The 20,085-nt window shown below is 69.3% G+C and carries 15 protein-coding genes; 4 read left to right on the top strand and 11 right to left on the bottom strand.

Features of this window, described 5'->3' with window-relative positions; translation table 11 throughout:
* Positions 1-39 precede the first annotated feature (39 nt).
* From OG734_RS37410 to uvrC, 10 genes are all read right to left on the bottom strand, one after another.
* A complete protein-coding gene (locus OG734_RS37410) occupies positions 40-375 on the bottom strand; it encodes an RNA polymerase-binding protein RbpA (RefSeq protein ID WP_003957010.1) in 336 nt (111 codons plus the stop codon).
* Positions 376-619: 244 nt separating this feature from the next.
* Complete coding sequence (gene secG / locus OG734_RS37405) at positions 620-856, bottom strand: preprotein translocase subunit SecG (protein ID WP_164316238.1); 237 nt, start codon at positions 854-856, stop codon at positions 620-622.
* A 98-nt stretch (positions 857-954) separates the two neighbouring features.
* Positions 955-1,731: a triose-phosphate isomerase gene (gene tpiA, locus OG734_RS37400; RefSeq protein WP_330291852.1), complete on the bottom strand. Its 777-nt coding sequence runs from the start codon at positions 1,729-1,731 to the stop codon at positions 955-957.
* Between the two features lie 6 nt (positions 1,732-1,737).
* Positions 1,738-2,949: a phosphoglycerate kinase gene (locus tag OG734_RS37395; protein ID WP_330291851.1), complete on the bottom strand. Its 1,212-nt coding sequence runs from the start codon at positions 2,947-2,949 to the stop codon at positions 1,738-1,740.
* A 131-nt stretch (positions 2,950-3,080) separates the two neighbouring features.
* Positions 3,081-4,085, bottom strand: coding sequence for a type I glyceraldehyde-3-phosphate dehydrogenase (gene gap / locus OG734_RS37390; protein WP_330291850.1), 1,005 nt, complete (start codon positions 4,083-4,085; stop codon positions 3,081-3,083).
* Between the two features lie 222 nt (positions 4,086-4,307).
* The gene (locus tag OG734_RS37385) at positions 4,308-7,259 is read right to left on the bottom strand and encodes a M14 family metallopeptidase (RefSeq protein ID WP_330291849.1); all 2,952 of its coding nucleotides are present in this window, start codon (positions 7,257-7,259) and stop codon (positions 4,308-4,310) included.
* Positions 7,260-7,405: 146 nt separating this feature from the next.
* Complete coding sequence (whiA, locus tag OG734_RS37380) at positions 7,406-8,389, bottom strand: DNA-binding protein WhiA (protein WP_053744887.1); 984 nt, start codon at positions 8,387-8,389, stop codon at positions 7,406-7,408.
* Positions 8,380-9,447 carry a gluconeogenesis factor YvcK family protein gene (locus tag OG734_RS37375; RefSeq protein WP_330291848.1) on the bottom strand — a complete coding sequence of 356 codons (1,068 nt, stop codon included), beginning with the start codon at positions 9,445-9,447 and terminating at the stop codon, positions 8,380-8,382. The genes whiA and OG734_RS37375 overlap by 10 nt, the downstream gene beginning before the upstream one ends.
* A complete protein-coding gene (gene rapZ, locus OG734_RS37370; RefSeq protein ID WP_330291847.1) occupies positions 9,444-10,496 on the bottom strand; it encodes an RNase adapter RapZ in 1,053 nt (350 codons plus the stop codon). Before rapZ ends, OG734_RS37375 begins: the two co-directional genes overlap by 4 nt.
* Positions 10,493-12,586 (bottom strand): excinuclease ABC subunit UvrC, encoded by a 2,094-nt coding sequence (uvrC, locus tag OG734_RS37365; protein ID WP_330291846.1) that lies wholly within the window; start codon positions 12,584-12,586, stop codon positions 10,493-10,495. The genes rapZ and uvrC overlap by 4 nt, the downstream gene beginning before the upstream one ends.
* A gap of 322 nt (positions 12,587-12,908) precedes the next feature.
* Here uvrC and OG734_RS37360 point away from each other — a divergent pair, with 322 nt between their 5' ends.
* The 3 genes from OG734_RS37360 to OG734_RS37350 all read left to right on the top strand — a co-directional run bounded on the left by OG734_RS37360 (position 12,909) and on the right by OG734_RS37350 (position 15,960).
* On the top strand, positions 12,909-13,871 hold the full coding sequence (locus OG734_RS37360) for a hypothetical protein (protein WP_330291845.1): 963 nt from the start codon (positions 12,909-12,911) through the stop codon (positions 13,869-13,871).
* 116 nt (positions 13,872-13,987) lie between these two features.
* Positions 13,988-15,052 carry a LacI family DNA-binding transcriptional regulator gene (locus OG734_RS37355; protein WP_330291844.1) on the top strand — a complete coding sequence of 355 codons (1,065 nt, stop codon included), beginning with the start codon at positions 13,988-13,990 and terminating at the stop codon, positions 15,050-15,052.
* The gene (locus OG734_RS37350; RefSeq protein ID WP_330291843.1) at positions 15,049-15,960 is read left to right on the top strand and encodes a carbohydrate kinase family protein; all 912 of its coding nucleotides are present in this window, start codon (positions 15,049-15,051) and stop codon (positions 15,958-15,960) included. The genes OG734_RS37355 and OG734_RS37350 overlap by 4 nt, the downstream gene beginning before the upstream one ends.
* A gap of 145 nt (positions 15,961-16,105) precedes the next feature.
* Here OG734_RS37350 and uvrA read toward each other — a convergent pair whose 3' ends face one another.
* Positions 16,106-19,162, bottom strand: coding sequence for an excinuclease ABC subunit UvrA (gene uvrA / locus OG734_RS37345; RefSeq protein WP_330291842.1), 3,057 nt, complete (start codon positions 19,160-19,162; stop codon positions 16,106-16,108).
* A gap of 225 nt (positions 19,163-19,387) precedes the next feature.
* On the opposite strand from uvrA, the gene OG734_RS37340 reads away from it, so the two are divergent.
* Positions 19,388-20,074 carry a maleylpyruvate isomerase family mycothiol-dependent enzyme gene (locus OG734_RS37340; RefSeq protein ID WP_330291841.1) on the top strand — a complete coding sequence of 229 codons (687 nt, stop codon included), beginning with the start codon at positions 19,388-19,390 and terminating at the stop codon, positions 20,072-20,074.
* Positions 20,075-20,085: the final 11 nt, after the last annotated feature.

Below are 20,085 nucleotides of genomic sequence, written 5' to 3'. Positions count from 1 at the left end.
CGGCCAGGCACCTCTCGGTGCCTGGCCGGCCGTCAACTTCTAGATCTCGCCCCGCAGTTTAGCGAGCGCCTCGGCGAGGATCGCCTCGCCGTCCGCGTCGCTGCGCCGCTCCCGTACATACGCCAGGTGCGTCTTGTACGGCTCGGTGCGCGGCGGGTCCGGCGGGTTGTCCCGGTCCTGTCCGGCGGGAAAGCCGCAGCGCGGGCAGTCCCAGGTGTCGGGGACCTGCGCGTCGCTGGCGAAGCTGGGCTGCGTCTCGTGCCCGTTGGAGCACCAGAAGGAGATGCGCAGCCGTGGCGCGGACTCGCCACGCTCGGCCTCGCCCATCGGCCCCGCCCCGACCCGGCTTCCTCGGATCGCGTTGCCACTTGCCACGGTCGTAACTCCCTGCGTAATGGTGCCGCGAAGCGAGTCGGCGTTTTCGCTTCGTTGCGAGCGCCTCAGTCTACGTAAGGCCCAACGCGCGTCCAGTGCTTGGAGTTACAGGCCCTGCACCAAGACGCAAGCCCCATGATAGGCCGCCCTTGGCGGGGCGTACCGAACATGGGGCCTTACGTGCGGAATGTGCGTGCGTAATGTGCTGTCGTACCGGTATTTGACGACCGGTGTCAGCCGCTGATCAGTTGTTCACCTTCATCAAGATGCCGAGTACGACGATGCACGCGAACCACAGCACACCGAGCACCACGGTGATGCGGTCCAGGTTGCGCTCGGCGACCGAGGAGCCGCCGACGGACGACTGCATGCCGCCACCGAACATGTCGGAGAGGCCGCCGCCCTTCCCCTTGTGCATCAGCACCAGCAGCATCAGCAGCAGGCTGAAGACGATCAGGGCGATCGAGAACCCCAAAACCACGGCTGGACCAACTTCCTCGGATTCTGATGGACGACGGGGACATAGTGGCAAGCCACTATGTCCCCGCCAGGGTACGACGGATCTCCGCTAGCGCATACTCACTGGTCGCGGAACCGAACGATCTTGACGAACTCGTCGGCGTCCAGTGCGGCACCGCCGACCAGTGCCCCGTCGATGTCGGGCTTCGCCATGATCTCTGCGACGTTCCCGGACTTCACGGACCCGCCGTACTGGATGCGTACGGCGTCGGCCACGTCCTGGGAGTAGAGCTCGGCGAGCTTCGCGCGGATCGCCGCGCAGACCTCCTGCGCGTCGTCGGAGCCGCAGACCTTGCCGGTGCCGATGGCCCAGACGGGCTCGTACGCGATGACGACGGTCTCGGCCTGCTCGGCCGGAAGGTCCTTGAGACCGCCCTCGACCTGCGCGAGCGTGTGGGAGACGTGGTTGCCCGCCTCGCGGACCTCCAGCTCCTCGCCGACGCACAGGATCGGTGTCAGACCGTGCTTGTAGGCGGCCTTCACCTTGGCGTTGACGAGCTCGTCGGTCTCGTTGTGGTACTGGCGGCGCTCCGAGTGACCGATCGCCACGTAGGTGCACTTGAGCTTGGCCAGCATCGGGCCGGAGATCTCGCCCGTGTAGGCGCCCGTGTCGTGCGCGGAGATGTCCTGGGCGCCGTACTTGATCTTGAGCTTGTCGCCGTCGACCAGGGTCTGTACCGAACGCAGGTCGGTGAAGGGCGGCAGGACCGCGACCTCACAGGCCTCGTAGTCCTTGTCCGCGAGGGCGAAAGCGAGCTTCTGGACGTGGGCGATGGCCTCGAGGTGGTTGAGGTTCATCTTCCAGTTGCCCGCCATCAGCGGCGTACGAGTGGTCATGCGGGGTCAGTCCTCCAGTGCGGCGAGGCCGGGGAGCGTCTTGCCCTCGAGGTATTCGAGGGAGGCGCCGCCACCGGTCGAGATGTGGCCGAATGCGTTCTCGTCGAAGCCCAGGATGCGCACGGCGGCGGCGGAGTCTCCGCCGCCGACGACCGTGAAGGCCGGGGAGTCGAGGAGTGCCTGGGCGACCGCCTTGGTGCCCTCGGCGTAGTCGGGGTGTTCGAAGACGCCCATGGGACCGTTCCAGAAGACGGTGGCGGCGTCGGCGAGCTTCGAGGCGTACAGCGTGCTGGACTCCGGACCGATGTCCAGGCCCATCTGGTCGGCGGGCATCGCGTCGGCGGCGACCGTGGTGGGGTTCGTGGGCGCCTTGGCCTTCAGGTCGGGGAATCCCGTGGAGACCAGCACGTCGACCGGCAGGACCAGCTCGACGCCGTTCTTCTCGGCGCGCTCGACGTACTCGTTGACGGCCGGGAGCTGGTCCTCCTGGACGAGGGAGGCGCCGATCTCGTATCCCTTGGCCTTGAGGAAGGTGAACACCATCCCGCCGCCGATGAGGATGCGGTCGGCCTTGCCGAGCAGCTGGTCGATGACGGCGAGCTTGTCGGAGACCTTGGCGCCGCCCAGCACGACGACGTACGGCCGCTTGACGTCCTCGGTGAGCTTCTTCAGGACGCCGACCTCGGTGGCGATGAGGTGGCCGGCGTAGTGCGGCAGCCGGGCCGGCAGGTCGAAGACCGAGGCGTGCTTGCGGTGCACCGCGCCGAAGCCGTCGCCCACGTAGGCATCGGCGAGGGCGGCCAGCTGGTCGGCGAACTCACCGCGCTCGGTGTCGTCCTTCGACGTCTCGCCGGCGTTGAAGCGCAGGTTCTCGAGCACCGCGACCTGGCCGGGCTGGAGGCCGTTCACGGCGTCGTGGGCGGCGGGGCCGACGGTGTCCTGGGCGAAGGCCACAGGGGCGTCCAGGAGTTCACCGAGGCGCTCGGCGGCGGGCAGCAGGGAGAAGACAGGGTCCGGGGCGCCCTTGGGGCGGCCCAGGTGGGAGGCGACAACAACCTTGGCGCCGGCGTCCGCGAGGGCCTTGACGGTGGGCAGGACGGCCCGGATGCGGCCGTCGTCGGTGATGACACCGTCGGCCAGGGGCACGTTCAGGTCGGCGCGGACGAAGACCCGCTTGCCGTCGACTCCTTCGGCGAGGAGTTCGTCGATCGTCTTCATGAAGGGGGACTCCTAGGAGGGCTCTTTTGTCCGAGAGGGGCTGGATCGATCAACACGCGCCACAGGGCTCGGGCAACGCCGCGTTGCGTTGCCCGAGCCCTGTGCTCACATCGAAGTGCCTGCTCCGGTACTCAGAGCTGGTTGCCGACGAAGACCGTGAGGTCGACGAGGCGGTTGGAGTAGCCCCACTCGTTGTCGTACCAGCCGATGATCTTCACGCTGTTGCCCTGCACCATGGTCAGGGAGGAGTCGAAGGTGCAGGAGGCCGGCCAGCCGACGATGTCCGAGGAGACGATCGCGTCCTCGGTGTAGTCCAGGTAGCCCTTCAGCTCGCCCTGGGCGGCCTTCTGGAACGCGGCGTTGACCTCTTCCTTGGTCACCACACGCTCCGTCTCGACGACCAGGTCGGTGACGGATCCCGTCGGGACCGGCACACGCATCGCCATACCGTTGAGCTTGCCCGCCAGCTCCGGGATGACCACGCCGAGCGCCTTGGCCGCACCGGTGCTCGCCGGAATGATGTTCTCGGCGGCGGCGCGGGCGCGGCGCAGGTCCTTGTGCGGGAAGTCCTGCAGACGCTGGTCGCTGGTGTAGGCGTGGACCGTGGTCATCAGGCCCGAGACGACGCCGAAGTTCTCCAGGAGAACCTTGGCCATCGGCGCCACACAGTTGGTGGTGCAGGAGGCGTTGGAGATGATGTGGTGGTTCGCCGCGTCGTACTTGTCCTCGTTGACGCCGAGGACGATCGTGATGTCCTCGTCCGAGGCCGGAGCCGAGATGAGGACCTTCTTGGCGCCACCGGCGATGTGCTTCGCGGCGTCGGCCTTCTTGGTGAAGATGCCGGTCGACTCGATGACGATGTCGACACCCAGCTCGCCCCACGGGATGTCTGCGGGGTTGCGCTCGGAGAGCACCTTGATCGTCTTGCCGTCGACGGTGATCGTGTCGGCGGTGTGCGACACCTCGGCCTTGAGACGGCCCAGGATGGTGTCGTACTTGAGCAGGTGAGCGGTGGTCGCGGTGTCACCCAGGTCGTTGACAGCCACGATCTCGATGTCAGCACCCTGCTCCAGCAGCGCGCGGAAGTAGTTACGACCGATGCGGCCAAAGCCGTTGATGCCTACGCGGATCGTCACGAACCGATCTCCTCGTTGGTACGCCGGCTTACGTGCCGGCGAGTTGTATGGGATGTCCCCGACCGCCTACGACCCTACCTCCCTGCGGCCCCGGTGGTGACATCGAGATGCCCCATACACGGCAGGGCGGTCCGTACCCGCCAGTAGGGGTACGGACCGCCCAGGTTTTGCACCGTGATTACCCGACCGGAATCGGCACGATTACCTGATGAACAGGGCTGATCAGTTCTTCAGCGCGGCCAGTGCCTTGCCGAGGAGTGCCTTCCGGTCGGCCGCCGCGGTGACGTGCTCCAGGCCGAAGCCCAGCAGCACGGTGTCACCGGTGGTGACCGCTCCGTACGTCTTGAACAGCTCTCCCGCCAGACCCCAGTCCTTGATGACCGCGGGGCTGCCCGCGGGCGGTCCGGGGGTGCTCCAGGCGCCCAGGGACGTCTCGAAGCCCTCGACCGCGCCCGCCGTGCCGCCGATCACGACAGTGGCGTTGTCGGCGAGGACGCCGCGGCCGCCGGAGCCGGGGTCGGTGATGTAGGAGATCGAGATCTCCACCGTTTTGCCCGCGTAGGCGGAGAGATCGAAGTTGACTTCCTGCCAGCCCGCGGAGGCCCCGGTGAAGCTGTTCCAGGACCCGCTGGTCCCGGTGGGCGTGCAGGCGCCCGAGCCGAGGGTCAGATAGCGGGTGAGCGCAGGGTGGCCCTGGATGAAGAACCCGGCCTCGCACTCGGCGGGCACGGTGGTGCTGGTGGCGCCGCCCTTCTCCGGGAGCGTGGTCCAGTCGTCGGCCCCAGCCGTGTGGGCTTCGAGTACGGCGTGGTCGTAGCCCTCCTCCGTGTCCCACAGAAGCTGGGTACGGAAGGTGGGCGCGGCGGCCGCGCTCACCCCGGTGAGGTCGATGGTGCGGGTGAGCCGGTTCCAGGCGTAGTCGGTGTGCGTGACGGCCGCCATGGAGGCGCCTGCGTACGGTCCGAACGGGTTGGCGGCTCCGGGGTACCCGCCCGCGCCCGCACTGGCGAACTGCGGATACGTCTGAGCGGACAGGTTGTCCGAGGTGGCGCTGAAGGCCCCGGCCGCGTTCAGCGGGTTCCCCGGCGCGTCGCCGAGGGCGCCGTTGAAGCCGGTGAGCTTCCCGGAGCCGTTGAAGGCGGTGACCGACGGTGTGGTCGTACGGGAGTAGGCGCCCAGGTAGTACTGGCTGAAGTCGTTCGACAGGGTGCCCCCGCCGAGGTCGACGGAGCCTCCCGCGCTCTCGCCGGCCTCGACCAGCTTGCCGCCCTCGTTGAGGTAGGCGCGCAGTTGGAGCTGAGTGGCGTTGCCCGGCCGTACGGCGCCCGTGTAGTGGACGACCGTCTTGAAGTGGTCGAGCACTCCGAGCGCGTCGGGTGCGCCCAGGGCGGCGACGTCCCAGACGAGCGGCTTCTTGCCGTTGGCCTTCAGCGCGTCGACGTAGGTCTGCGCCTGGATGGCGGTCGCGCCCTCCTCGGCGACGACGAGCGTGTCGGCACGCGGCCGTTCGGCGACCGTGTACGTGAACCGTGTGCTCTTGGTGGGCTTTCCGGCCTTCGTCTCGCCGGTGAACCAGACCTCGACCTTGTCGCCCGGGTCGCCGTCGGCGACCTTGGCGCGGTATTCGTCGAAGTACAGGTTGTCGTCACCGCCGAAGGTCTCGCCGCCCTTCCACGCCTTGAGCGCCATGTCCTCCGTGCGGCCGCCGTTGACGCGGTACTTGAGTTCCTTGTCGCGCACGGACTTGCGTACGACGACCGAGACCTCCTGGTCGGCGCCGCGCGAGTACGAGGTGGTGAAGGGCGCCGGGGTGAAGTCCGGGGCGTCGACGCCGACCGAGGACTTCGGCTGGTCGGGCTTGGCCGCGGACTCGGCGACCGACAGGGCGAACGGGATGTTCTTGGCGAACTCCTGCTGGATCAGCTTCTCGTCGTCCGGGAAGGTGAAGACCGAGGCGCAGTCGGCCGCCTTCCAGGCGTCGTCCGGGTAGAGGTTCGACGCGGTCTGGCAGGTCGACATCTCCGGGGTGAACATCGCCGTGCCGTTGACGTTGGCCGCGTGGCCGTCCGCCTCGCCGTTGGTGGTGTACAGCTCGGAGGAGAGCTGGGGGTGGTAGCCGGGGATCGCGGAGTTCTCCGGTGTACCGGCGAGCGACTTGTAGAGCACGTCGTCGGGGCTGGGTGACGCCACCTGCCAGCCGACCCCGTAGAGGAGGAGTTCGGCGGCGGAGTGGTAGTTGATGCCGTACTCGAAGCCGATGCGCTTCTCGAAGGCGTCCAGGGCCTTGGTCTCGGGCTCCGAGCCGGGGCCCGCGCCGCGGTAGGTCTCGCTGGTGGGGAAGGGGGACGAACCCTCGTTGTCGTAGCCCCACTTGTAGGCGAAGTTGCGGTTGAGGTCGACACCGTCACCGATGGTGGTGGCGCCGTCGCCGTTGATGTCCCGCATGTTCTTGCGCCACTGGCGTTCGCCGTCGGCCCGGTGGGTGAAGTCGTAGCCGTCTGGGTTCGCGGACAGGACGAACCACAGTTCGGTCGAGTCGACGATCTTCTTGATGCGCTTGTCCTTGGAATAGCTGTCCAAGTAGTGGTGCATCAGACGCCGGGTCATCTCCGGCGTGATCCATTCACGCGCGTGCTGGTTGGACATGTACAGCACGGACGGCTTGGCGCCGTCCTTGGTCTTCTTCGCGCCCTTGGTCAGTTTGAGCGCGAGGATGTCCTGCCCCCGAAGGGTCTTGCCGATGGAGACGACCTTGGTCAGGGCCGGGTTCTCCTGCGCGGTCCGAAGGATCTCCTCCTGGAGGTTGCCGGCTCCGCTGTACGGCCGGAACACGCCGTCTCCGGCAGCGGCCACGCGCGCGCGTGCCTTCGCCGTGAGCGTGTGCTCCTTGAGGTCGACGCCCTTGTCCTCCAGTTGGTCGGCCTGCTTGTCGGTGAGGTAGACCTCGACCGTGGCCGTGCCCTTCTCCGGTGCCTGCTCCCCGAGTTCGTGACCGTCCTGGCCGGCCGCCAGCAGCAGGGGAATCTGCGCCTTCGTGACCTCGGCGCGGAAGACCTTGACCTCGTCGGCGCCGGGCGTACCGGCGTCCTCCGCGGCCACGGCGATGGGCGCGAGTCCCGCGCCGCCCAGCACGAGTGCGCCGGCGGCGAGGATCGTTCTCGCTCTTTGTCTCATGTACCCCCCTAGCGATGGTCCGCCGCAAAGGCGAACAGATGCCAGGCTCATGACAGTTCATGATCCAGTCAAGGGGGCACCAACAACAGACAAACGCCGATACCGGCGCCCGAAGTGGGCACCGGCACCGGCGTGTTGAGGTTCCGTCAGCCCGCGTCGGCCATCTCCTCGGTGAGGTTGGACTCCGTCCCCGGGATGCCGAGGTCCTGGGCCCGCTTGTCGGCCATGGCCAGCAGTCGGCGGATTCGGCCCGCGACGGCGTCCTTGGTCAGCGGCGGGTCGGCGAGGGCGCCCAGCTCCTCCAGGGAGGCCTGCTTGTGGTCCATGCGCAGCCGGCCGGCCGCCGCGAGATGCTCAGGAACCTCGTCGGCCAGGATCTCCAGCGCGCGCTGGACCCGGGCACCGGCGGCGACGGCCGCGCGCGCGGAACGGCGCAGGTTGGCGTCGTCGAAGTTGGCGAGGCGGTTCGCGGTGGCGCGGACCTCGCGGCGCATCCGCCGCTCCTCCCAGGCCAGCACGGACTCGTGCGCGCCGAGCCGGGTGAGAAGGGCGCCGATCGCGTCCCCGTCCCGGACGACGACCCGGTCGACACCCCGCACCTCACGGGCCTTGGCGGCGATCGAGAGGCGGCGGGCGGCACCGACGAGGGCGAGCGCGGCCTCGGGGCCCGGGCAGGTCACCTCCAGGGACGAGGAGCGTCCCGGCTCGGTGAGCGAGCCGTGGGCCAGGAAGGCGCCTCTCCAGGCCGCCTCCGCATCACAGGTGGCCCCGGAGACCACCTGTGGGGGCAGGCCTCTGATCGGGCGCCCACGGCCGTCCACGAGCCCTGTCTGGCGGGCCAGCTGGTCGCCGCCCGCGACCACCCGGACCACGTAACGGGAGCCGCGGCGAAGTCCGCCGGGCGCCATCACGATCAGTTCGGAACTGTGGCCGAAAATCTCCAGGATGTCCCGCTTGAGCCGACGAGCCGCCATCGCGGTGTCCAGCTCCGCCTCGATCACGATGCGCCCGCTCACCAGGTGGAGGCCGCCGGCGAACCGCAGAATGGCGGAGACCTCCGCCTTCCTGCAGCAGGTACGGGTGACGGGGAGCCGGGAAATCTCGTCCTTCACCGCTGCCGTCATCGCCATGGGCCGATCCTTCCATGCATCCGAAAAATACGGTCGTACGCGGCGGCCAACAGCTCCGTATCGTGCCGAGGAGATCCGTCGGTCCGGGCCACCGGCGCCAGCTCGACCGCGGCGCCGAACCGCTTCGCGGCATCGGTCAGCAAATCGCGGTCGGGCACGGCGGCCTCGTCGGCCAGCACCACGTCCAGGGCGAGTTTAGGGGCGTGTCGTCCCAAAACCTCCAAATGACGCTGCGGGGAGAAGCCATCGGTTTCTCCGGGTTGCGGCGCGAGGTTCAGCGAGAGTACCCGGCGGGCCTTCGTCTCGGTGAGCGCGTCGAGCAGCTCCGGCACCAGCAGGTGCGGAATCACGGAGGAGAACCAGGAGCCGGGCCCGAGGACCACCCAGTCGGCGTCCAGGACGGCGGCGACGGCTTCCGGGACGGCGGGCGGGTCGCGCGGCACGAGATGCACGCTCTGCACCTCGCCGGGCGTCAACGCGACGGTCGCCTGTCCCCGTACGGTGTCGACGTCGTCGGGCCGCTCCGGGTCGTGTCCCCTGACCAGGGCCTGCAGTTCCAGGGGTACGGCGGACATCGGCAGGACGCGGCCGTGCGCGCCCAGGAGCCTGCCGACGAGGTCGAGGGCCTGGACGTGGTCACCGAGCTGCTCCCACAAGGCCACGATCAGCAGGTTGCCGACCGCGTGCTCGTGCAGATCGCCCTTGGACTGGAAGCGGTGCTGGATGACGCGGGCCCAGGTCTGGCCCCACTCGTCGTCGCCGCACAACGCGGCCAGGGCCTTGCGCAGGTCGCCGGGCGGCAGCACGCCCAGCTCGTCGCGCAGGCGCCCGCTGGAGCCGCCGTCGTCGGCCACGGTGACGACGGCCGTCAGGTCGCCGGTGATCCGGCGCAGTGCGGCGAGCGACGCGGACAGACCCATGCCGCCGCCCAGGGCGACGACCTTGGGCTGGGCGCCCCGACGGCGCGGCCTGGCGCCGCGGGCCTCGACGGGCCGGGCCGCCCGGCCCTCGGGGGTCACCCGTCGCAGCCTGCTCAGCCGCGGTGTACGTCCCGTCATTCCCGTCCCATGTCCCGGTGCACGATCACGGTCTCCACGCCCTGCGAGGCAAGGCGGGCGGCGAGCTTCTCCGAGGTGGCGACCGAACGGTGCTTGCCGCCGGTGCAGCCGACCGCGATCGTCACATAGCGCTTGCCCTCGCGGCGGTATCCGGCGGCGATGAGCTGAAGCAGCTCGGCGTACCGGTCGAGGAACTCCTTGGCGCCGGGCTGGTTGAAGACGTACGCCGACACCTCCTCGTTGAGACCGGTGTACGGGCGCAGCTCCGGGACCCAGTGCGGGTTGGGCAGGAACCGCATGTCCACGACCAGGTCGGCATCGACCGGGAGGCCGTACTTGAAGCCGAAGGACATCACCGTGGCCCGCAGCTCGGGCTCCTCCTCGCCGGCGAACTGGGCGTCCATCTTGGCGCGCAGTTCGTGCACGTTGAGGCTGGAGGTGTCGATCACCAGGTCGGCGTCGCCGCGCAGCTCGCGCAGCAGCTCGCGCTCGGCGGCGATGCCGTCGACGATGCGGCCGTCCCCCTGGAGGGGATGCGGCCGGCGCACCGACTCGAAACGGCGCACCAGGGCGTCGTCCGACGACTCCAGGAAGACGATCCGCCGAGTGACGCCCTTCACCGCCAGGTCGGCGAGCGACTCACGGAGGTTGTCGAAGAAACGCCTGCCGCGTACGTCGACGACGACCGCGATCCTCGCGACGTTGCCCTGGGAGCGGGCGCCGAGCTCCACCATGGTGGGGATCAGCGCGGGCGGCAGGTTGTCGACGACGAACCAGCCGAGGTCCTCCAGACACTTGGCGGCCGTCGAGCGGCCGGCTCCGGACATGCCGGAGATGATCACCAGCTCGGGGATGGCCGCTTCGGGGACCCCGGCTGTCTCGCTGCCCGTACCCACTTGCTCTCCGTCTTCCTGGCCCGGCGGTTCCTGGTCCGCCGCGGCGCCCGGTGCGGGGCCCTCGGCGTGCCGCGAGCGATCATCGCCCGCTTCCTTGTGACCTGCCTGGCCGTCCGCTGTGTGCTCGGCCTTCGGTGTCTCGTGTTCGGTCATTTCTCCTGCCCCCGTCGCTCGTCCGGGGCGCCCGCGGCTACGGGCTCCCCCGGGGAACCCGCCCTCGTTTCGGGTTCACCGTCCTGCGTGTCTGCCGTGTCTTGCGGTGCTTCCGTGTAATCCATGATCTCTCCGGTCGCCGTGTTCACGGCGGGTGCGGCCGGGGCCGCCTGTGCGAGGGCCACGGCGATCGTCTCGGCCGTCTTCAGGCCTATGCCGGGAACCTCGCGGATCTGGTCGATTGTGGCGGACCGCAGCTTCTTCACCGAGCCGAAATGCTTGATCAGCGCCTGTTTCCGGGTTTCGCCGAGTCCGGGCACATCATCCAGTGGGCTCGCCCGGAAGCGCTTGGCCCGTTTGACGCGCTGATAGGTGATCGCGAAGCGGTGGGCCTCGTCACGCACACGCTGGAGCAGATACAGGCCCTCACTGGTGCGGGGCAGGATCACCGGGTCGTCCTCGCCGGGCACCCAGACCTCCTCCAGGCGCTTGGCGAGACCGCAGACGGCGATGTCGTCGATGCCCAGCTCGTCCAGCGCCCGCTGGGCGGCGGCGACCTGCGGCTGCCCGCCGTCGACGACGACGAGCTGCGGCGGATAGGCGAACCGCTTGGGTCGCCCGTCGTCGTCCTTCAGCTCCTGGCCGGGTTCCTGGCCGGGTTCCTGGCCGTCCGCCCATTCGCCGGTCTTCTCCTTCTCGGCGATGTAGCGCTTGAAGCGACGGCCGATCACCTCGTGCATGGACCGGACGTCGTCCTGTCCCTCGAAGCCCTTGATCTGGAAGCGGCGGTACTCGCTCTTGCGCTGCAGGCCGTCCTCGAAGACGACCATGGACGCCACCACGTCGTCGCCCTGGAGGTGGGAGATGTCGTAGCACTCGATCCGCAGCGGGGCGCTGTCCAGGTCGAGGGCCTCGGCGATCTCCTCCAGCGCGCGCGAGCGGGTCGTCAGGTCGGAGGCGCGCTTGGTCTTGTGCAGCACGAGCGAATGCTGTGCGTTGCGCTCGACGGTCTCCATGAGGGCCTTCTTGTCGCCGCGCTGCGGGATGCGCAGCGAGACGCCGGATCCGCGTCGCGCCGCCAGCCACTCCTGGACGGGTTCCACAGGGTCGGGCAGCGCGGGGACGAGGACCTCCTTGGGGACGGAGTCGCCCTTCTCCTCCCCGTAGAGCTGCTGGAGGGCGTGCTCGACCAGAGCCCCGGTGGTGACCTCCTCGACCTTGTCGGTCACCCAGCCCCGCTGGCCGCGCACCCGCCCACCGCGTACGTGGAAGATCTGCACGGCCGCTTCCAGCTCGTCCTCGGCGACCGCGATCAGGTCGGCGTCGGTCGCGTCGGCGAGCACGACCGCGCTCTTCTCCATGGCCTTCCGCAGGGCCTCGATGTCGTCGCGCAGACGGGCCGCCCGCTCGTACTCCATCTCCTCGGCCGCTTCCGTCATCCGCTGTTCGAGCCGGCGGATGTACGTCCCCGTGCGGCCGGCCATGAAGTCGCTGAAATCCTCGGCCAGTTCGCGGTGTTCCTCGGCCGAGACGCGCCCGACGCAGGGTGCCGAGCACTTGCCGATGTAACCGAGGAGGCAGGGGCGACCGGTGCGGGCGGCGTTCTTGAAGACGCCGGCCGAGCATGTGCGCACGGGGAAAACGCGCAGAAGCAGGTCCACGGTGTCGCGGATCGCCCACGCGTGCCCGTACGGCCCGAAATAGCGGACGCCCTTGCGCTTCTGGCCGCGCATCACCTGCACGCGCGGGTACTCCTCGTTCATCGTCACCGCGAGATACGGGTAGCTCTTGTCGTCGCGGTACTTGACGTTGAAACGGGGGTCGAACTCCTTGATCCAGGAGTACTCCAGCTGGAGCGCCTCGACCTCCGTGGACACCACCGTCCACTCCACGGAGGCGGCCGTGGTGACCATCGTGCGGGTGCGTGGGTGGAGGCCGGCCAGATCCTGGAAGTAGTTGGCCAGGCGTTGGCGCAGGCTTTTCGCCTTCCCGACGTAGATCACCCGGCGGTGCTCGTCGCGGAATTTGTACACCCCGGGAGAGTCCGGGATCTGTCCCGGCTTGGGGCGGTAGCTGGAGGGGTCGGCCATGTCTCACACCCTACTGGCGGGGTGTGACAGCGCGGTGATCCTGTGGACCGACGCCCCGGTCCCCGGGCGGGGCAGGCGGGAGGGTGAGAGTCTCGGCAGTCGCGCATGTTGCGCCTCAGGTGTTGTCCCGCCTTGGTCAACACGCTTCAATGCGGGGGAACTCGGGGGCGGTGAACGGGCGAGTACGCCCGTGAGGACACGAGGACACCAGGACACGAGGACACGGGGGCGAGGACGCCGCGTATGCCCGCCGGGCCGCCCCGGTTCGACCCACGCGTGCGGTCCGACCAGCCGCCGCGATCATTCACAGAAGGGCCCCTGCATGCGCCAAGGCACACCGCACGCGGACGACGTCGTCGCGGAGGACGCCACCGCGGAACTGGACACGGCTCTGCGGAACGGCCCCTTCCATGTGGCCCTGCGGGCCGCGATCACCGCCCGCGGTCTGCCGCTGCAACGCGTCCAGCACCATCTGTGGCGGTATGGGGTCAAGGTCGGCGTCACCAGCCTGAGTTACTGGCAGCAGGGCGCCCGTCGCCCGCAGCGCCCCGAGTCGCTGCGGGCCGTCAGGGCCCTGGAGGAGATCCTCCAGCTACCGGACGAGTCGCTGATCCGGCTGCTCTCCCGGGACGAAGAGCGGGCCGGCACGCAGCGTCCCGCCGCGCGTTCGTACCGCTCCCTGGTGGAGGCCTCCGGAGTCCTGGAACAGCTGCTGACGGAGCTGGAGGCACCGCTCGACGGCGGCCTGCACACCCTTGGCCTGCACGAACGGGTAAGGATCGGCACACGCCGCGAACTTCTCACCCGCGAGTCCCACCACATCGTGCGCGCCCACCGGGACGACACCGACCGGTTCGTCGCCGTGCACCACGGCGACCCCGGCTGCGCGCCGGACCGCATGTCGGTCCACGCCCTGGAGAACTGCCGCACAGGGCGGATACGCCGGCACCACGACACTGGGGTACTCGTCGCCGAACTCCTCTTCGACACGCGGCTGCACGCAGGCGATACGTTCCTCTTCCGCTACGCAGTGGAGGACGGCACCGCGGGTGTGTCCCGTGAGTACGTGCGCGGATTCGGCGTCGCCGGCGGCCAGTACGCGCTCCAGGTCCGTTTCGACGACGGTTCCCTGCCGGTGCGCTGCCACCGGTTCGCCCAGCACTCGGCCGCCGCGCCCCGCAGTGGCCGCCAGGATCTGCCGGTGAGCGCCCGCCACCGTTCGGTCCACCTGGTCGAACCGAGGCTGCGACCGGGGATCCTGGGCATCGGCTGGGACTGGGAATGACCGGTCCGGACGGACGTAAACGCTTGCGTAAGCGCTTACGCAAGCGTTTACGTCCCGTCTCGGATGCGGTACGTTGCCGCCATTGACGCCCGGTCGGGACGGGAAGGCGGGACTCCATGGCGACGATGGCTGACGTCGCGAGGCACGCGCGCGTGTCCGTGGCGACCGTCTCGCACGTACTCAACAACACCCGTGTCGTGCGCCCCGCGACCCGCCAGGCCGTCCTCGATGCCATCGAAGTGCTGGGCTACACCCCGAACACGCTGGCCCGTTCCCTGGTCACCGCACGGACGCGGTCCATCGGACTCGCGGTGTCGGCGATCAGCAACCCTTACTTCACGGAGATCCTCCAGGGCGTCGAGGCCGGTGCCCTGGAGCACGGCTACAGCCTCCTCATCGCCGACCCGCACGACGACCCCGAGCACGAACGCAAGGTCGTCCAGCTGCTGCACGAGCGACGCGTGGACGGCATGATCGTGGCCCCATCGGCGGACCCCGGCGCCCTGGTCGCCTACCTGACGCGGCACGACGTACCGACGGTGTTCCTGGACCGGTTGCTCGACACCCCGTCGGACAGCACCCCGCGCTTCGACCAGGTGTGCGCCGAGAACGCCGAACCGATGGCCCGGCTGATCGCCCACCTCACCGCGCTGGGCCACAAACGCATCGGCCTGGTCGCGGGCCGCCCCGGCCTCAGCACGACGACGGAACGGATCGCCGGTTACCGCATCGGCCTCGCGGCCGCCGGGCTCCCCCACGACGAACGCCTGGTGGCCCATGGCGACTCCGAGTCGGAGGGGGCCGAGCGGGCCACCACCGCCCTGCTCTCCCTCACGGCGCCCCCGACCGCCCTCGTCACCGCCAACAACGCGATGACCATCGGCGCCCTGCGCGCCCTGCGCGAGCGGGGCCTCACCGTGCCGGACGACCTGGCCCTGTGCTGTTTCGACGACTTCGCGTGGGCCGACCTGTTCTCCCCCGGGCTCACCGCGATCGCGCAACCCGGCAAGGACATCGGGGCCCAGGCCGTACGTCTGCTCCTGGACCGCCTGGCCGACCCGGACCGCCCGACCCGAACGGTGCGGCTCCCGTGCGCGTTCCTCCATCGCGAGTCGTGCGGGTGTACCGACCAGAAGCACCACAAGAACGCCTCGCAGTCCGGGAAAGGACCCGTCTCGTGATCGTCGTCGCCGGTGAGGCCCTCATCGACCTGGTACCGCACGCGGCGGGCGCCCTCGCGAATCTGCGACCGGCGCTCGGTGGCGGGCCCTACAACACGGCGGTGGCCCTCGGCCGCCTCGGCTCCCCCACCGCGTTCTGTTCCCGTGTCTCGTCCGACGCCTTCGGCGAGGCACTGCTCGGCGGGCTGCGGGAGGCAGGCGTCAACGTGTCGTCCGTGCAGCGCGGCAGCGAGCCGACAACCCTCGCGGTCGCCTCGATCGGTGTGGACGGCTCCGCCGCCTACTCCTTCTATGTCGAGGGCACCGCAGACCGACTGTTCACCGCGCCCGCTCAACTCCCCGACACGGCCAGGGCGGTGTCCTTCGGCACCTGCTCGCTGGTCCTGGAGCCGGGCGCGAGCGCGTACGAGGAACTGCTGCGGAGCGCTGCCGCGCAGGGCGTGTTCACCGCGCTCGATCCGAATATCAGGGCGGTGCTGATCCCCGATGCGGACGCCTACAGGGCTCGTTTCACCAGCTGGCTGCCGTCGGTGTCCCTGCTCAAGCTCTCGGAGGAGGACGCGACGTGGCTCGGCGGAACTCCGCGCGATTGGCTGGCCGCCGGCCCTGCGGCCGTCGTGGTCACCCGGGGCGGCGACGGACTGACCGTCTTCACCCGTGACGGCGCGGAACACTCCGTGCCCGGCGAGAAGGTCGACGTCGTGGACACGATCGGTGCCGGGGACACCGTGAACGCGGCGCTGCTGCACGGCTTGTCGGTCCGGGACGCCCTTTCCCCGGCGGCTCTGGCCGGCCTCGGCCCCGACGGCTGGACCGACCTGCTCCGCCTCGCGGCCCGTGCGGCGGCGATCACCTGCTCACGAGCGGGAGCGGAACCGCCGTACGCGGCCGAACTGGGCTCTCTGTAGGGGTAGTTCGACCGACCGAGGGGTGGAGTCAGGGCGGTTGGCTGCGCCTGGTTGTCCAACGTGCGGCGGCCCGCGGGGGAGTCTTGAGTTCCCGCGGGCCGCCGTGTTCGCTGTGTTCGCCGTGGTGTCCGAGCTCGTCGACAGCTCAGGCCTTGCGGGCCCGAGTCGTCGTCTTCTTCGCCGGAGCCGCCGTCTTCGCGGTCCCGGCCGTCTTCTTCGCCGCAGCGCTGCCGGCCGTCTTCTTCGCCGCAGCGCTGCCGGCCGTCTTCTTCGCCGTCTTCGCCGGCGTCGACCTGGCCGCCGCCGCCTTCTTGACGGCCGTCTGACGCGGGGCCTTCACCGACGTGGCGTCGCTGACCCGCTCGGCGCCCAGGACCTCGCGCAGGAACTTGCCGGTGTGGCTGGTGGCAACCCCGGCGACCTCCTCCGGCGTGCCCTCGGCGACGACGAGACCGCCGCCGGCGCCGCCCTCGGGGCCCATGTCGACGACCCAGTCGGCGGTCTTGATGACATCGAGGTTGTGCTCGATGACGATGACCGTGTTGCCCTTGTCGACCAGGCCGGAGAGGACCTTGAGGAGCTTGCTGATGTCCTCGAAGTGCAGACCGGTGGTCGGCTCGTCCAGGACGTACACCGTGCGGCCGGTGGAACGCTTCTGGAGTTCGCTGGCGAGCTTCACCCGCTGGGCCTCGCCGCCGGACAGGGTCGTCGCGGACTGACCGAGCCTGACGTAGCCGAGGCCGACGTCGTGCAGCGTGTTGAGGTGGCGGGCGATCGCCGGGACGGCCTCGAAGAAGTTCCGGCCCTCCTCGATCGGCATGTTCAGGATGTCGGCGATGGACTTGCCCTTGTAGTGGACCTCCAGGGTCTCCCGGTTGTAGCGGGCGCCGTGGCAGACCTCGCACGGGACGTACACGTCCGGGAGGAAGTTCATCTCGATCTTGATGGTGCCGTCGCCCGCGCAGTTCTCGCAGCGTCCGCCCTTGACGTTGAAGGAGAAGCGGCCGGGCAGATAGCCCCGCACCTTCGCCTCGACCGTCTCCGCGAACAGCCTGCGTACGTGGTCGAAGACACCGGTGTACGTCGCCGGGTTCGACCGCGGGGTGCGGCCGATGGGCGACTGGTCGACGTGCACGACCTTGTCGACGAGGTCGTCGCCCTCCACGCGCGTGTGGCGGCCGGGCACGCTGCGGGCGCCGTTCAGCTCGCGGGCGAGGTGGGTGTACAGGATGTCGTTGACCAGCGTCGACTTTCCGGAGCCGGACACCCCGGTGACGGCCGTGAGGACACCCAGGGGGAACGAAACGTCGATGTCCTGCAGGTTGTTCTCTCGGGCGCCGTGCACGGTGAGCCTGCGGGACGGGTCCTGCGGGCGCCGGATGTCGGGCAGCGGGATGGCCTTCTTGCCCGACAGGTACTGGCCGGTCATCGACTCGTCGTTGGCGAGGAGTTCCTTCAGGGAGCCACTGTGCACGACCTTGCCACCGTGCTCGCCCGCGCCGGGGCCGATGTCGACGATCCAGTCGGCGACCTTGATGGTGTCCTCGTCGTGCTCGACGACGATGAGCGTGTTACCCATGTCCCGCAGCCGGACCAGGGTTTCGATCAGCCGGTGGTTGTCGCGCTGGTGCAGGCCGATGGAGGGTTCGTCGAGGACGTACAGGACGCCGACCAGTCCGGAGCCGATCTGGGTCGCGAGGCGGATGCGCTGGGCCTCGCCGCCGGAGAGGGTGCCTGCCGCGCGGTTCAGCGAGAGGTAGTCGAGGCCGACGTCGACCAGGAACTTCAGCCGTTCGTTGACCTCCTTGAGCACCCTCTCGGCGATCTTCTTGTCGCGGGCGTCGAGCTTCAGCTTGGCCAGGAAGTCCGCACAGTCGCTGATCGACATCGCGGCGACCTCGGCGATGGACCTCTCCATGACCGTGACCGCGAGGACGATCGGCTTGAGGCGGGTGCCCTGGCAGGTGGGGCAGGGCACCTCGCGCATATAGCCCTCGAAGCGCTCCCGGCTGGCGTCGCTCTCGGACTCGCTGTGCCGGCGCTTCACGAACGGGACGGCACCTTCGAAGGGCGTGGTGTACACGCGCTCACGGCCGTACCGGTTGCGGTAGCGCACCTCGATCTGGGTCTTGTGTCCGTGCAGGAGCGCCTTCCTGGCGCGCTGCGGAAGGCCCGCGAAGGGGATGTCGGTACGGAATCCCAGCGCGTCCGCGAGGGCGGTGATGAGGCGGCTGAAGTAGTCCTTGGTGTGGCCGTGCGACCAGGGGTGGATGGCGCCCTCGTCGAGGGACTTGTCCTCGTCCGGGACGATCAGCTCGGGATCGACCTCCATGCGTGTGCCGATGCCCGAGCAGTCGGGGCAGGCACCGAAGGGCGAGTTGAAGGAGAAGGAGCGGGGCTCCAGTTCCTCGAAGGACAGGTCGTCGTACGCGCAGTACAGGTGCTCCGAGTACATGCGCTCGCGCTCGGGGTCGTCCTCGGGGAGGTCGACGAAGTCGAGCACGACCATGCCGCCGGCGAGACCGAGGGCGGTCTCCACGGAGTCGGTGAGGCGGCGCTTGGCGCCCTCCTTGACCGTGAGGCGGTCGATGACCACCTCGATGGTGTGCTTCTCCTGCTTCTTCAGCGCGGGCGGGTCGGACAGCTGGATCGTCTCGCCGTCCACCCGCGCGCGGGAGTAGCCCTTGGTCTGGAGGTCCGCGAACAGGTCGACGAACTCGCCCTTGCGCTCACGCACCAGTGGCGACAGCACCTGGAAGCGGCTCCCCTCCGGCAGCTCCAGGACCTTGTCGACGATGGCCTGCGGCGACTGACGTGAGATGGGGCGACCGCACTCGGGGCAGTGCGGCTTGCCGATACGCGCGAAGAGCAGACGCAGGTAGTCGTAGACCTCGGTGATGGTGCCGACCGTCGAGCGCGGATTGCGCGAGGTCGACTTCTGGTCGATCGAGACGGCCGGCGAAAGGCCCTCGATGAAGTCGACGTCCGGCTTGTCCATCTGGCCGAGGAACTGGCGGGCGTACGACGAGAGCGACTCGACGTAGCGGCGCTGGCCCTCGGCGAAGATCGTGTCGAAGGCCAGGGAGGACTTGCCCGACCCGGACAGGCCCGTGAAGACGATGAGCGAGTCGCGCGGGAGGTCGAGCGAGACATTCTTGAGATTGTGCTCGCGCGCGCCACGGACGATGAGACGGTCGGCCACGCCGGTCCGCACCTTTCTTGAGAGAAGTGACAGGGGCGGGGCCCCCGTGCTTTCTCAGACTAGGGGGAGCCACTGACAACGCCGGTTCGGATTCCTGGGGCTGTAACAATCCCCGGCCATCCAGCATGCCCGACGCCGCTCCCGACCATATAGCACGCACATTCGATTTACGGGGCTCGCCCACCACCTTCACCCAAACGTGTGGCGGAGGCTATCGTCGGCCTCATGGCCGATCATGTGCGCGACCTGGCATCTGTACGCGACGCGACGGAAGGACTGCTCACCGCAGCCGCGAAATTGAACAACGATTCGGTGGCCGAGCCGTCACGACTGCCGGGCTGGACCCGTGGTCATGTCCTCGCCCATCTCGCCCGCAACGCGGACGCTCTCGCGAACGTCTTCGCGGGGCGCCCCATGTACGCGTCCCCGGAGGCCCGGGACGCCGACATCGAGCGGAACGCCCCGCGCCCCCTCGACGTACAGCTCGCGGACGTACGCGAGAGTGCGGCCCGTCTCCTCCAGGCATGGGCCGTGACCGCCGACTGGTCGCGCACGGTGGAACTGCGCAACGGGGTCACCGACACCGCCGCGGGGGTGCCGTTCCGCAGGTGGGCCGAGGTCGAGCTGCACCACGTGGATCTGGGCATCGGATACGAGCTCGAAGGCCTCCCGGCGGAGTTCACGGAGCGGGAGATCACATTCCTGGCCGACCGGTTCACCGGCCACCCCGAGGTGCCGCACACCGTGGTGACGGACGGCACGCGCGCGTGGAGCACCGGTAGCGAGTCGGCCGGGCCCACGGTCACGGTCACCGGACCGGCACCCGAACTGCTGGGGTGGCTCTCCGGCCGTCGCGACGGAGCGGACCTCGACGTCCGGGGCGGAACCCTGCCCGCGCTGCCCCCGCTCTAGGACCGACCGCG

This window comes from Streptomyces sp. NBC_00576, assembly GCF_036345175.1.
GTDB lineage: Bacteria > Actinomycetota > Actinomycetes > Streptomycetales > Streptomycetaceae > Streptomyces.
The sequence above is the reverse complement of the archived record's forward strand: the minus strand, read 5'-3'. Positions and strand labels throughout refer to the sequence as shown.